Genomic DNA, 13,440 nt, shown 5'->3' on the forward strand with positions numbered 1-13,440 from the left:
CTCCCTCATTCCCCGTCGCGGCTCGACTCGCCGCTGTAGCAGCAGCAGCTATGAGGAGCCACACCTTTCCGGACACCGGAATAGATGATTTATATCACACTGTCATACCGTTCGTCAGCCATTCATCGAGAACTTCGATAGGCTTTTACGCCAAACAGGAATGCACTCTTCTGGAGTCGCGGAGGCCATCAATATAACGAATGGCGGCACGCCACACCTCCGCACGAATGGCGAGCGTCCGATGACGAAACAGCCCCCGTCTTCGACTTCCCGAAGAACGATTCGGCTGTCGCGTCGCCGAAACATATCCCGACGCGTCCCGCCGCCCCCGCATCTTCCAGGCACTTCCCCGAAATCGGCCGAGATGTACTGACGACGCGGTTCAGCATTGAACGCGACAAATCAACGGCAGCACAACAGAACGGCATCCGAAGCCCCCGGCCGCTACAGACGTGATCGTGGTGATCAATTCGTCTGCCAGAGGTTTTCCTGCGTCATCAGTCGAACACCGGTCTTTCGATCATGCCGCGAACAGCGGTTCGCCGCACCTGCGGCCTCGCGAGCATCGCCGCCGACCGTTCCGGCCGTTCAGCGCTCCGCGCGGTTCGCTCAAGCAGCCCTCCCGTCCGGTTCGGCGCGTGAGCCGGAGATATATGAAACAAGCCGCTCCACCTGCGGCGTCATGTCCGGCTCTCCGCCGTTGGTTCCATTGCCACGATCTGGACATGGACGAGGCGATGCCACAGACTGGACGGTCGCATCCGACCGTCCGACAGCCGGCGCCACCGCGGCAGTCTGTCGGGAGTGAACAAGCCGACGTTCTCTCAGTCGCATCCAACCCCCTGTGTTGGCTCTACTGCGATTGGATCTGGCAAGAGTCGACCCCGAAGACTCGGCGCGCTACATCCGGCCACCACCGCGGGCCCCATTGCGGTGCTTACTGACGCGTAGACGCGAGAGTCATCATCTCCAACATATCCAGCCTCTATGATCGACTCCATTTCGGCAGAGAACATTTGTGCATCGATGTGAGAGGGTCCTGACTTCTCCAGTCGGCCCGGCTATCACGTCGTACACCAAGAGACAGATGTCAATCACCGAGTGTTCCCGGTTCCGGCCATGCCGTTACCGCGTTTTATTGAATGCCTTTGAGGTGGCCAGGTGGCCAATCCTTTGAGCGATCAGTGACCGATGAATTACCGCCGGTCGCCATTGTCGCCGCCACCACGCCCACCGGGGGCCACCACCCGCACGGCCACCACGTCACACACGCGACCGACGCCCACTCTCCGCTCTCACACCCGTAGCCGTCATGTCCCCCTAGCGCCCGTAACTGTCGCGCCACCCCCTCACCCCCACCACAACCGTCGCGTCAGCGCCCGGCACGCCGGAAGCCGTGACTCAGCCACCACTTGCCCTTTTTATCCAGCCGTGTAACTATTACCCGCATGGATAACAAAGCACTGGTGAATCTCCAGCGGATCCGCTCCCTGTTCGTCGGGATGGCGGCCGTGTCACTGGCGACCCTGATCATCGCCACCGCGCTGCGGAACCACCCTGACCTGGTCAACTGGGTGGTCTGGGTGCGCGGCGGCGGCGTGGCGGCGGCCTCGCTGTGGCTGATCTCGCTCGCCGGGCAGGCCATCAGGGGCGAACGCCCGGCCTACGTACGGATCAGAGCCATCTCGATCCTGGGCACGATCGGCATCGTGCTGATCTGCGTGGCGCCCGACAGCGGCTACCCGCTGTGGATGAAGGTCGACCAGGGGCTGATCGGCCTGCTGCTGGCCGGAGTCGCGATCCTGGCCAGCCAGCACGCCGTACGAGCGGCGTTCCCGAGTCCCCGCCAGACTGGCAAACTGGGCTGACCAGGCTCGGCGGGAGGGCCGCCGATCACGGAAAGGCCCATCATGCCCACACCCGCACCGGTTGACCGCGCTCGGGCGACCCAGGCCCGTAGGGAGCAGATCGTGCAGGCCACGATCGAGGTCCTGGCCGAGCGGGGCTACACGGGAACGACCTTCGAAGCGATCTGCGGCCACGCGGGACTAAGCAGCAAACGCCTGATCTCCTACCATTTCGCCACCAAGGATGACCTGCTCGCGGACGTGCTGACCAAGGTGCTCACCGACGCCGCGGCGTACATGCATCCGAGGATCGTGGCCGCGGAGGGCCCGCGCGAGAAACTGGCGACGTACATCCGCGCCAACGTGGAGTTCATCGCCACCAATCCCGCCCACGTGCGGGCGGTCCAGCAGATCGCCTTCAACGCGGCCCCGGCACCGGCCGGGACCCAGGACATGGCCCTGGCCCTACTGGCCGAGCTGTTCGAGCAGGGCCGCCGGGCCGGCGAGTTCCGCGTCTTCGACACGCAGCTCATGGCCATGACCGTCCGCGCGACGATCGACACCGTCGCCGCCCGGCTCCTCACCGGCCTCGACCCCGCCATCGCCGCCGAGGAACTCGTCACCACCTTCGACCTCGCCACCCGCACCTGAAGGCCCCTCGGACAGCGTCGACCGTTTCATCACAACCCGCGGTACGCGCGAACAACCACCTGGTCACTCAGGAACGTCCCGATTCAGCCGATGTACGGCGAAGCCGTCCCGGCGAGGAAATGCCCGATCCGGAGTCGCTGGGTGTCGTGCATCGGCAACGTGTCGATCTCTTCCCTGCCGACCCAGCGGACGTCGGTCGACTCGTCGCTGACCGCGAGCGTCCCGCCGATGACGCGAGCCGTCAGGCAGATGTTGAACTGACGGCGTACCTCTCCGTCGGTGTAGGCGATGATGTGCCGGGCGTCGGTGTAAAGGCCGACCATCCCGGTCACCTCGACGTCGTAGCCGGTCTCCTCCCTCACCTCCCGTACAGCCGCCTGCGGCACCGACTCGGTGAGATCCATCCCGCCGCCAGGCAGCGCCCACAGCCCATTGTCGGTGCGCCTCTGCATGAGGATGCGACCACGGTCATCGACGACCACGGCGGACACCCCCACGACCAGCCTGTTCGGCTCGGGCGCGCCGGAATCGTCGTAGTACTCGGTACGGGCCATCTACGCCTCTTTTCCAGGGAGCCGGGACTGCTCCCACACTGCCTCAAAGCTGGTGGCGTAGGTGTCGAATAGCCCTTCCTCACGTGTGCGGCGCAGGTGGTAGACCGGTGCGCCATAGGCGTTCATGCCGTACACGTGCGCGTTGACGATCATGTGGTCGTCGCCCACGAACAGGGAGTTATACAGCGTGGTGTCGTGCACACGCAGCTCGACGTTCGCCGACTCCGCCAAGGGCCGGTAGTGCATGAGCGCCACCCGGCACCGTGACTCGATACCGTGCCCGAACCGCTCTTCAGCGCCCCGGCCCTGGATGACAGGCGAGTCGGCGTCACCGAGCAGGATGCGCACGCGGCACCCCTCCCGCGCCTTCGACGCGAGAAGGTCGTTGAAGTCCGGCCACGACTCGTGCAGGAAGTTCGCGGCGTAGACCAGGATGCCGATGCGCTGCTCCGCGCGCTCGAACAGGGTCCGCCACATGTCCAGGGGCGCGGAAGCACGGGTGGGGTAGGCGGCGACCAGTTCACCGCTCCCTCGATGGCGTCGCTTTCCCTGCTCGATCGCGGGCCACAGGTGGGCCAGATCCTCCCGGAGCACGATCGCGGCCCGGTGGGCGATGCCCGGGTGTGGTGTGCGGCCGGTGTTGACCCATCGTTCGGCGGTCTTGGGATCGACCCCTACCGCCTCGGCCAGTTGCCGGACGCTGATGCCCGCGCTGAGCAGTGCGGACCGTAAGCGCTCGTTGGGTGCCATGGGACGTTTATACGCCTTCAAAGACGTCCCGTCGCCGTCCTCAAACGGAGTTTCCCGTCCCGGCGCTGGTCAGCATGCTTGGGGACGTATCAAGCGTCGATAAACGTCCCACCCCGCAAGATGAACACTAGTCGCGGTCACATGTCCAGCTGCCCCGTCACGACCATCCGAGACCTTCCGGAGAAGCGATGACCCGCAACGCAACGATCACTAAAGCCGCCCGTTCCTCCCAGGCGGCCGAACAACTTCGCGCCGCTCTCGATGATCTCGGGATAACCGCCGATGTTCACCAGGGGCACGGCACGGACCTGCTGAGTGTGTGGGTGGACCTGCTCGTCTGGTCCGACGGCGTCCGCTTCGTGTGGTGGAACGGGGAGTACTCCATGCGGACAGGCCGCAGGAAGTACGCGGCCCATACAGCGGGCAACCCGGCCACGGCCGCGCACCGGATCGCCGCCCGCTACACCGACCTGCGCACAACGCGCTCCGCACCCGCTCCAAAAGCGGCGACGCAGGCAGCGCCGCTGTGACAGTGACCGAGACGTGCTTGAGCCCGCATCTGGGCATGGCACAACGTGATCATGTACGGCTCGACTGGCACAAGCCCGACCAGGTCTTAGAGCGGGTACGGCCGGTGGCCTGGACGTGTGGATGCCGGGCCACGGTATACGAACTGTTCCAAGGCGGCGGACAGGGATTCATCCGGCGCACCCTCCAACTCGACGACGGCCACCGGGTGGACGAGAGCCACCGCTGGTCGATCGCCACAGCTCGGGCGACCTGGACGGCGCTGCTGTCCGGGCACGCCCGCTAGACCGGCGTGACGGCGTGGATCTGGAGGGACCACGTCGTCACGCCTGCCAGAGATCACCATGCACGACTCCTGGCCCATTCCTCCCCCGCCCCCGATAGCTGCCAGATTGTGTGTCCCGACCGAGGGGTCAACTCCGTCTTCGCGTGTCCGTCCACTCCGACGTGCACAGCAACCTTCACTCAACAGGTACAGACGAAGTTGACGCCGACCGAGGGACACGAACACTCCGGAGGCGGGGGCGGGGAGTCACCTACAGCAACCCGGTACACCATGCACAGACATGGAGCACAGCAGCCAACGGAGCGTAGAGGCGGTTGACCATCTGATCACAGTCACTCCTGCAAGCGGCCCGGAACAGGAGCCTCGGCTTCCCCGGAACTCTCGGAACGAGAGGGTTCAACTCCCGTTGACCGGCCAACGAAGATCATAAGGACTGTTGTGACGGCTCCAACCACCAGCGAAGCCTCACTGCCATGCCCCATGATCACAAGCGCTGCGACGAGGCACGCAACCATGCATGTGACCAGCAGTGGACCCCGACCAAGCGGTAACCTGTTCATGAAGCTACTCCTAGACACATGGGCGAGCTTTAGCGCCCGCCGTGTCCTGCAAGATGACGGCGGGCGTTTTCTTTGGCTTCGAAGATTACCGCACCATAGGGGTGCATTGGGCGTCCGAGTCAGATACTCGCTCCTCTAGAATAAAAATCTGTAAACTAAATCACCTGTAATATGTGCGCTGCTCAGCGCGACTTTGAGGCCCCCTTTGAGGCTCCTACAGAACTTAAGATTCTTCTCTAATGAAACGGGCGATAAACGCTAGCAAAACCGCTGGCGGAAAAGCTTGCGGCATGGTCTTACGGCCTCCATGCAGGTTAATCATGAGCCTGACGGAGCGGCGGCAGCGCGTACCCAGGGGCGGCGGGTCCGCTCGGTTCGGCGGGTGCTCGGTGCGGCGGGCGGCGGGGTCCGTCCGCGCCGGGCGGGCGTGCCGCGCCGTGCGGCGGCGCGAAGCGCTGGCGCCTTGAACCAGTAAAGAAACTCTGAGCCAATGTCGATCACAACGACCTGTCACAGCAGGAACAGGATGCGGCCGGTCGGTTCAGGATCGGGTCTGTCCGCGAGTTGTTCAATGTCGTGGATGTCGGGGTCGAATCCCTCGGGGAGATCACTGGTGGAGTTCTCGCGGGCGTAGACGGTCTCGAAGCGTTCGGCGTCGGCCTTGATCTCGGTCATCTCCAGGGGTCGGCCGTCTTTGTCGGCGAGGATGCGACGGATGATCAGGATGGGGCTGCCGACCGATAGGGCCATCAGGTCGCGCTCGTCGGCGTAGGGCATGCGGGCGGTGACGATGGTCTCCCCAGGTGGTGGGACCACGCTCGTTGGTGATCATCTCGTAGAACGACGGCTGAGTGAGGACGTGGACGAAGGCGTCGGTGACGGTCTGCTTGGGGGTCGGGGCAGGGATGAACCCTCGCTCTCCCCAAGCTGTGCGTAGACGCGCTGCGCGGGCATCACGAGCGGCAGACGCTCGCACGAGAGAAGGCGGGGGACCTGTGGCAGGAGAATGATCTCGTCTTCGCAAGCAAGCACGGGACCGAGCTGGACGCAGCCAACGTGCGTCGGGCCTTCCGGGTGATCCTCAAAAGGACCGACCTGGACCCTGACGAGTGGACGCCCCGAGAGATGCGGCACAGCTTCGTCTCGCTGCTGTCGGACTCCGGCATGGCCCTGGAGAACATCTCCCGCCTGGTCGGCCACAAGGGGACGGTAGTGACGGAGAAGGTCTACCGCAAGCAACTTCGCCCGGTATTACTGGAAGAGGCTGAAGCGATGGATCGAATCTTCAGACATGAGTGAGTGACTCCGCAGGTAGGTAGGCTCCTCAGTCACGAGAGATCATGTAGTCCCAACAGGCAGAGCAGACGGCCACAGAATCTGGTTCTGCCTCTGTCCACGCGGTGCACCGAGAGCATTGTTCGAGAGCACCCCGGTTACCGAAATAACCACACCCGAAGCATCCTTGCGTTGCCTCCATACGGGCAGTGGTGATGATCCCGTCCACTAGCGCCGTATCGGCGCAAAGGTGGCACTGGCTAACGATCCACTCTCCACCATCCTTGATCGTTGAATACTCGTCCTCTCCCAAAACATTGCTAGCGTAGTTAGCCGCTGCCACGAATCCAGACTTGTTGTATGAGCAGAACAGGCACTTACCTGCTGTTCCGTCAGAGAACAGGTATGCGTCCTGTAGACACTCAGGACACTTGACTACCGGCATGTCTGCCTGGGCGATGATCGGCTTAAGAGAGTTCATCCTCTCCCGTACCATCACCTTAATCTGCCGAATCTGCTCCATGACGTGACTGTAGGTAGCATCGATGATCTCTCGCTCCTCTGGGGAGGCTCCCGGGGCCAACTGCTTCTCTATGAAGCGCAGAAGAGCTTCCATCGCGCGGGCAACCGTGGCACGTGTCGCCAAGGGGTTCTCGGCGATGAGAGCGAAGTGTGCTATCTGATTACGAGTCCGATTCAGACTCTTGATCCGCTTGATGTCCTCGTCAGAGATCGCAACGCTCGCGATGTTCACCAAACGGTCCAAAGCTTGATCAATGGGGACACTCTTGAAGTCCCCCGACTCGTACTTGTCTCGCCTGGCCTCACGCGGGTCTGCCACCACGAGGGTCCAGTGCTCGCGGGCCAGACGAACTTTGAGCAAGGTTTCGATGCTGGCGCTGAGATGAAGGGCGGCGTACTTCACCTCCCTCTCGCTCCCGGCTTCAAGAAGCTCCACGGCGCTTTCAAGGAAGTCCAAGCCGTTGTTGACCACGTGCCAGTTGATCTCGACCACGACCACTCCCTTGCCACACAGCGGCTCGCTAGTTCCTACCGTCTCAGGCACGGCCCGAACAGGTAGTCACTCACTTAGTCACCCGGAAGATCAAAAAGGCCACTTCCCGAACCGGGAAATGGCCTCTGAGCTGGGTGGGGCTACCAGGACTTGAACCTGGGACCTCTTCCTTATCAGGGAAGCGCTCTAACCGTCTGAGCTATAGCCCCTCATCACACAGATGAACGGTCTCGCAGCCGCGTGGCGGAGGCGAACCCGTTCGTTCGAACAGGGAAAAGCTTACCCTGTTTCGGTACCTGCTCGCGCCATGTCCCCGCCCTCGAAAAACGGGCGGGGACACGCGACGGACCGGCTACTCGGCCTCGCTGAAGGTGACCTCCACGCCGCCGACCAGGTCGGAGGCGACGTTGTAGATCACCGCGCCGAGGGTGGAGAGAGCGGTGATCAGCACGACGTTCACCGCGCCGATCAGGGCGGTGTAGCCCAGGATGCGGACCGGCTCGAACCAGGAGGCGATGTCGACGCCGCTGGTGGCCTTGCCGTCGGCCGTCGTCAGCTGGGTGACCGTCTGGATGATGTTCTCGAACACCCCGAGGCCGGACAGCACCATGTAGAGCACCGCGACCGCGATGAACAGCACCACGAAGCAGACCAGTGACACGACGAAGCTGAACTTCATGGCCGACCACGGCTCGACCCTGCGCAGCACCAGGTGCGCCTTGCGGGGCGACCTGGGGCCGCCGACGTCGGCGGCCTTCCTGCCGGGCCCGTCCGCCGGGGCCTGGGGCGACGACAGGCTGCCGGGCGACCACGGGGCGCGGTTGTTCTGCTGCGGCCCGGCCGGGGGACGGCCCTGCCCGCCCGGCGGAGGGGAGGACGGCGAGGGCTGCGGAGGCGGAGCGGGCGACTGCAGCGGTGGCGCGGAGGGCGGTGGAGATCCGCCTGGACGGATCCGCACCGTGGTGTCGGCTTGCTTGCCGTCCTCTGTCGTCGTCACTTTTTTCCTGCCCTTGCGATCGTCGGATACCGATTCATCGGTTTCCGGCGCGGGCACGCTACCGTTAACCGGTGACGAGGCCGCCTCGACGTCTTTCGTTCCAGCGGTCTTGTCCATCTTCTCCGTCGCCTGATCGCGTGTCGATGAGGAGGCGGGGCGCGATCCCGGTTTGCCCTGAGCACTCACGGATTCTCCCCCTCCCCGTTCTCACCGGTCTCCACCGGCGCCTCGACGTCTTCCCCGGCCCCCACGTTCTCGCCGGTTTCCAACGCCTCCGCGTTGCGGGCCAGAGCCACAACGCTGTCCCCCTCAGCCAGATTCATCAGCCGAACCCCCATCGTCTGGCGGCCAGACTGCTTGATCTCCCCGGCACTCGTCCGGATAACCCCTCCGGCGGACGTGATCGCGAAAACCTCGTCCTCGGGTCTGACCATGACCGCGCCAACCAGCTTGCCACGCGCGCTAACGATCTTGGCGGTCAGGACTCCCTTTCCGCCCCTTCCCTGAAGAGGGTACTGATCAACGGGAGTGCGCTTGGCGTAGCCGCCCTCGGTCGCGATGAGCACGTTGTCGCCGTCGGCGATCCGGTTCATCGCCAGGAGCTCGTCCCCGTCGAGGAAGCGCATGCCGATCACGCCGCTGGTCGCCCTGCCCATCGGGCGCATGGCCTCGTCGGAGGCCGTGAAGCGGATGGACTGGGCGCCGCGCGAGACGAGGAGGAGATCGTCGTCCTCCGACACCAGCCTGGCAGCGATCACCTCATCATCTTCGCGCAAATTGATCGCGATGAGACCACCCGTGCGCGGCGAGTCGTACTCGGAGAGGCGCGTCTTCTTCACCAGGCCACTGCGGGTGGCCAGCACGAGGTACGGGGCGACCTCGTAGTCACGCAGGTCAAGGACCTCCATGACGACCTCGTCCGGCTGCATGGCCAGCAGGTTCGCCAGGTGCTGCCCGCGCGCGTCGCGGCCGGAGTCGGGCAGCTCGTACGCCTTGACCCGGTAGACGCGGCCCTTGTTCGTGAAGAACAGCAGCCAGTGGTGCGTCGTGGTGACGAAGAAGTGGTCGACGATGTCGTCCTGGCGCAGCTGCGCGCCCCGCACGCCCTTGCCGCCGCGCTTCTGCGCCCGGTAAAGATCTGTGTTGGTTCGCTTGGCGTAGCCGCCACGGGTGATCGTGACGACCATGTCCTCCTCGGCCAGGAGGTCCTCGATCGACATGTCGCCCTCGTAGGCGATGATGTCGGTCTTGCGCTCGTCGCCGTACCGGCCGGTGAGCTCCGTGAGCTCGTCCTGGACGATCGTGCGCTGCCGCTCGGGCGAGGCGAGGATCGCCTGGTACTCGGTGATCTGCGCCATCAGCGAGTCGTGCTCGTCGGTGATCTGCTGGCGCTCCAGGGCGGCCAGCTTGCGCAGCTGCATGTCGAGGATGGCCTGCGCCTGGATCTCGTCGATCTCCAGCAGCGTCATCAGGCCGCCCTGCGCCGCGGACGCCGAGGGCGACCGGCGGATCAGGGCGATGACCTCGTCCATCCGCTCCAGGGCCTTGAGCAGGGCGCGCAGGATGTGCGCCCGCTCCTCGGCCTTGCGCAGCAGGTATCTGGTCCTGCGGACCACGACCTCGATCTGGTGCGCCACGTAGTGGCGGACGAACTGGTCGAGCCTGAGCGTACGCGGCACGCCGTCGACCAGGGCGAGCATGTTGGCGCCGAAGGTGGTCTGCAGCTGGGTGTGCTTGAAGAGGTTGTTCAGCACGACCTTGGCGACCGCGTCGCGCTTGAGCACGATCACCAGGCGCTGGCCGACGCGCGAGGAGCTCTCGTCGCGGACGTCGGCGATGCCGGTGATCCTGCCGTCCTTGACCGCCTCGGCGATGGTCAGCGCGAGGTTGTCCGGGTTGACCTGGTACGGGAGCTCGGTGACGACCAGGCACTGACGGCCCTTGGCGTCCTCCTCGACCTCGACGATCGCCCGCATGGTGATCGAGCCCCGGCCGGTGCGGTACGCGTCGTCGATGCCGCGGCGGCCGACGATCAGCGCGCCGGTGGGGAAGTCGGGCCCCTTGACCCGGGCGATCAGCGCTTCGAGGAGCTCCTCGTCGTCGGCCTCGGGGTTCTGCAGGCACCAGACGATGCCGCTGGCCACCTCCCGCAGGTTGTGCGGCGGGATGTTGGTGGCCATGCCGACCGCGATGCCCGCCGCCCCGTTGACCAGCAGGTTGGGGAAGCGCGAGGGCAGGACCAGGGGCTCCTGGGAGCGCCCGTCGTAGTTGGGGACGAGATCGACGGTGTCCTTGTCGATGTCGCGCAGCATCTCCATCGCGATGGGCGCGAGCTTGCACTCGGTGTAGCGCATCGCCGCCGGCGGGTCGTTGCCCGGCGAGCCGAAGTTGCCCTGCCCGTCGACCAGCGTGTAGCGCAGTGACCAGGGCTGGGCCATCCGCACCACGGTGGCGTAGATCGACGAGTCACCGTGCGGGTGGTAGGAGCCCATGACGTCGCCGACGACGCGGGAGCACTTGAAGTATCCGCGGTCGGGCCGGTAGCCGCCGTCGTACATGGCGTACAGCACGCGGCGGTGCACCGGTTTGAGGCCGTCCCGGACGTCCGGCAGCGCGCGCGAGACGATGACCGACATCGCGTAGTCCATGTAGCTGCGCTGCATCTCGGACTGGATGTCGACCGGCTCGACGCGGTCGGTCGGAGGGCCGGGCGGAGTGTTGACTTCCGTCACAGGTCAGGATCCTTTTCTGGTACGGCTACCACTACACGTCTACACGTCGAGGAAACGGACATCCCGGGCGTTCCTAATGATGAAGGAACGGCGGGCTTCGACGTCCTCACCCATGAGCACGCTGAACAGCTCGTCGGCCTGGGCCGCGTCGTCGAGGGTGACCTGGAGGAGAAGGCGGGTGTCGGGGTTCATCGTCGTGTCCCAGAGCTGGTTGGCGTTCATCTCGCCCAGTCCCTTGAAGCGCTGCACGTTGTCGCGCGGCCGGGGGTCGGGCTTGCCCGCGTCGATGCCGGCCTGGATGACCACGTCGCGCTCACGGTCGGAGTAGGCGTAGGAGGCGTCCTCGCCCTTCCGGTCCCACTTGATCTTGTAGAGGGGCGGCTGGGAGAGGTAGACGTGCCCGGCCTCGATCAGGGGTCGCATGAAGCGGAACAGCAGGGTCAGCAGCAGCGTCGTGATGTGCTGGCCGTCGACGTCGGCGTCCGCCATCAGGATGAGCTTGTGGTAGCGGAGCTTGGTGATGTCGAACTCGTCGTGCACACCCGTGCCCATGGCGGTGATCAGCGCCTGGACCTCGTTGTTCTGCAGGACCTTGTCGATCCGGGCCTTCTCGACGTTGAGGATCTTGCCGCGGATCGGGAGGATCGCCTGGAACTTGGAGTCGCGGCCGCCCTTGGCCGAGCCACCCGCCGAGTCACCCTCGACGATGTACAGCTCGCACTTCTCCGGGTCGCTCCACTGGCAGTCGGCCAGCTTGCCCGGCAGCCCCGAGCCCGACTCCAGCAGCGACTTGCGCCGGGTCAGGTCGCGGGCCTGGCGGGCCGCGAGGCGGGCACGGGAGGCCTGCAGGGACTTCGTGATGATGTCCTTGGCCTCGCCGGGGTTGCGCTCGAACCAGTCGCGCAGGTGGTCGTTGCAGGCCTTCTGGACGAACGACTTGGCCTCGGTGTTGCCCAGCTTGGTCTTGGTCTGGCCCTCGAACTGCGGGTCGGCCAGCTTCACCGAGATGATCGCGGTGAGACCCTCGCGGATGTCCTCTCCGGCGAGGTTGTCGTCCTTGCCCTCCTTGAGGAACTTCTGCTCGCGCGCGTAGCGGTTGACGATGGACGTCAGCGCCGCGCGGAAGCCCTCCTCGTGGGTGCCGCCCTCGGCGGTGTTGATCGTGTTGGCGAAGGTGTAGACGGACTCGCTGTAGGAGTTGTTCCACTGCATCGCGATCTCGACGGCGATGCCCTCGCCCTGCTCCTCGAAGTCGATCACCGAGAGGTGCGCGGGCTCCTTCTTGGAGTTGAGGTGCTTGACGAAGTCGGACAGGCCGCCCTCGTAGAAGTACGTGACCTCCTTGGGCTGCCCGTCCTCCACCTCGGCGAACTCCGGGCGCTCGTCCCTGATGGAGATCGTCAGGCCCTTGTTGAGGAAGGCCATCTCCTGGAAGCGGCGCGCGAGGGTCTCGAAGTGCCAGGTCGTGGTCTCGAAGATCGTCTCGTCGGCCCAGAAGGTGATCGAGGTGCCGGTCTCGTCGGTCTTCTCGCCCTTGGCCAGCGGGGCGGTGGGCCTGGTCCCGACGTAGTTCTGGCGCCAGTGGTGGCCGTCGGTGCGGATCTCCACGTCGAGCTTGCTGGACAGCGCGTTGACGACGGAGACGCCCACGCCGTGCAGGCCGCCGGAGACCGCGTACGACTTGTCGTCGAACTTGCCTCCCGCGTGCAGCACGGTCAGGACGACCTCGACCGCGGGACGGTCCTCGCCGGGGACGTTCCCGACGGGGATGCCCCGGCCGTTGTCGACGACCCGCACGCCGTTGTCGGCGAGCAGGGTGACCTCGATCCGGTCGGCGTGTCCCGCCAGGGCCTCGTCGACGGAGTTGTCGACGACCTCGTAGACGAGGTGGTGGAGACCGCGCTCGCCGGTGGAGCCGATGTACATGCCGGGGCGCTTACGGACCGCCTCGAGCCCTTCGAGAACGGTGATTGAGCTAGCGTCGTAGGACAAGTGCGAAATCCTCCTGCCGCGGACACGCGGCAGGGAGACAACATGTAGCCCCGCCGTGCCCGTCACCGTCGTGAATGCCCCGATGCGTTCACCCAGGGGAGCCGGCATGCGCGCCGGGGGTGACACGCAAACGGACGTGTCCGGAATTCGATTTCATTCTAGCGGCTCAGAGCACATCATGTGGCATTGACGGCCTCTGGAATGGCCTGTCGCGCGACGATCATCGCCTCGAACATCCCCCTACGCGGAGGGG

General features: G+C 65.0%; 12 protein-coding genes and 1 tRNA gene. 5 read left to right on the forward strand and 8 right to left on the reverse strand.

Annotated features, from left to right (window positions below; all coding sequences use genetic code 11):
- Window positions 1–1,448 precede the first annotated feature (1,448 nt).
- Complete coding sequence (locus ACW9TB_RS03280; RefSeq protein ID WP_472746396.1) at window positions 1,449–1,868, forward strand: hypothetical protein; 420 nt, start codon at window positions 1,449–1,451, stop codon at window positions 1,866–1,868.
- Between the two features lie 102 nt (window positions 1,869–1,970).
- The gene (locus tag ACW9TB_RS03285; protein ID WP_472746397.1) at window positions 1,971–2,498 is read left to right on the forward strand and encodes a TetR/AcrR family transcriptional regulator; all 528 of its coding nucleotides are present in this window, start codon (window positions 1,971–1,973) and stop codon (window positions 2,496–2,498) included.
- 83 nt (window positions 2,499–2,581) lie between these two features.
- Here ACW9TB_RS03285 and ACW9TB_RS03290 read toward each other — a convergent pair whose 3' ends face one another.
- Window positions 2,582–3,052 (reverse strand): NUDIX hydrolase, encoded by a 471-nt coding sequence (locus tag ACW9TB_RS03290; protein ID WP_472746398.1) that lies wholly within the window; start codon window positions 3,050–3,052, stop codon window positions 2,582–2,584.
- Window positions 3,053–3,802: a DUF5919 domain-containing protein gene (locus tag ACW9TB_RS03295; protein WP_472746399.1), complete on the reverse strand. Its 750-nt coding sequence runs from the start codon at window positions 3,800–3,802 to the stop codon at window positions 3,053–3,055.
- 188 nt (window positions 3,803–3,990) lie between these two features.
- On the opposite strand from ACW9TB_RS03295, the gene ACW9TB_RS03300 reads away from it, so the two are divergent.
- Together ACW9TB_RS03300 and ACW9TB_RS03305 are read left to right on the forward strand one after the other, a co-directional pair.
- On the forward strand, window positions 3,991–4,332 hold the full coding sequence (locus ACW9TB_RS03300) for a hypothetical protein (RefSeq protein WP_472746400.1): 342 nt from the start codon (window positions 3,991–3,993) through the stop codon (window positions 4,330–4,332).
- 35 nt (window positions 4,333–4,367) lie between these two features.
- Complete coding sequence (locus ACW9TB_RS03305) at window positions 4,368–4,616, forward strand: hypothetical protein (protein ID WP_472746401.1); 249 nt, start codon at window positions 4,368–4,370, stop codon at window positions 4,614–4,616.
- Between the two features lie 1,070 nt (window positions 4,617–5,686).
- Here ACW9TB_RS03305 and ACW9TB_RS03310 read toward each other — a convergent pair.
- Window positions 5,687–5,992, reverse strand: coding sequence for a UTRA domain-containing protein (locus ACW9TB_RS03310; RefSeq protein WP_472746402.1), 306 nt, complete (start codon window positions 5,990–5,992; stop codon window positions 5,687–5,689).
- Window positions 5,993–6,169: 177 nt separating this feature from the next.
- On the opposite strand from ACW9TB_RS03310, the gene ACW9TB_RS03315 reads away from it, so the two are divergent.
- Window positions 6,170–6,475, forward strand: coding sequence for a tyrosine-type recombinase/integrase (locus ACW9TB_RS03315; protein ID WP_472746529.1), 306 nt, complete (start codon window positions 6,170–6,172; stop codon window positions 6,473–6,475).
- Between the two features lie 25 nt (window positions 6,476–6,500).
- On the opposite strand, the gene ACW9TB_RS03320 is transcribed toward ACW9TB_RS03315, so the two are convergent.
- The 5 genes from ACW9TB_RS03320 to gyrB all read right to left on the reverse strand — a co-directional run bounded on the left by ACW9TB_RS03320 (window position 6,501) and on the right by gyrB (window position 13,187).
- The gene (locus tag ACW9TB_RS03320; protein ID WP_472746403.1) at window positions 6,501–7,466 is read right to left on the reverse strand and encodes a hypothetical protein; all 966 of its coding nucleotides are present in this window, start codon (window positions 7,464–7,466) and stop codon (window positions 6,501–6,503) included.
- A 135-nt stretch (window positions 7,467–7,601) separates the two neighbouring features.
- A tRNA-Ile gene (locus ACW9TB_RS03325) sits at window positions 7,602–7,675 on the reverse strand.
- Window positions 7,676–7,818: 143 nt separating this feature from the next.
- Entirely contained in the window at window positions 7,819–8,463 is a 645-nt protein-coding gene (locus tag ACW9TB_RS03330) for a DUF3566 domain-containing protein (protein ID WP_472746404.1), read from the reverse strand.
- A 182-nt stretch (window positions 8,464–8,645) separates the two neighbouring features.
- Entirely contained in the window at window positions 8,646–11,195 is a 2,550-nt protein-coding gene (gene gyrA / locus ACW9TB_RS03335; RefSeq protein WP_472746405.1) for a DNA gyrase subunit A, read from the reverse strand.
- Between the two features lie 39 nt (window positions 11,196–11,234).
- Window positions 11,235–13,187 carry a DNA topoisomerase (ATP-hydrolyzing) subunit B gene (gyrB, locus tag ACW9TB_RS03340; RefSeq protein WP_472746406.1) on the reverse strand — a complete coding sequence of 651 codons (1,953 nt, stop codon included), beginning with the start codon at window positions 13,185–13,187 and terminating at the stop codon, window positions 11,235–11,237.
- Window positions 13,188–13,440: the final 253 nt, after the last annotated feature.

Source organism: Streptosporangium sp. H13245, from assembly GCF_055690525.1.

Bases quoted from the DNA above. Each gene is read 5' to 3' on its own strand.
- ACW9TB_RS03280 (WP_472746396.1), top strand. From the start codon at position 1,449: ATGGATAACAAAGCACTGGTGAATCTCCAGCGGATCCGCTCCCTGTTC.
- ACW9TB_RS03290 (WP_472746398.1), bottom strand. From the start codon at position 3,052: ATGGCCCGTACCGAGTACTACGACGATTCCGGCGCGCCCGAGCCGAAC.
- ACW9TB_RS03295 (WP_472746399.1), bottom strand. From the start codon at position 3,802: ATGGCACCCAACGAGCGCTTACGGTCCGCACTGCTCAGCGCGGGCATC.
- ACW9TB_RS03300 (WP_472746400.1), top strand. From the start codon at position 3,991: ATGACCCGCAACGCAACGATCACTAAAGCCGCCCGTTCCTCCCAGGCG.
- ACW9TB_RS03305 (WP_472746401.1), top strand. From the start codon at position 4,368: ATGGCACAACGTGATCATGTACGGCTCGACTGGCACAAGCCCGACCAG.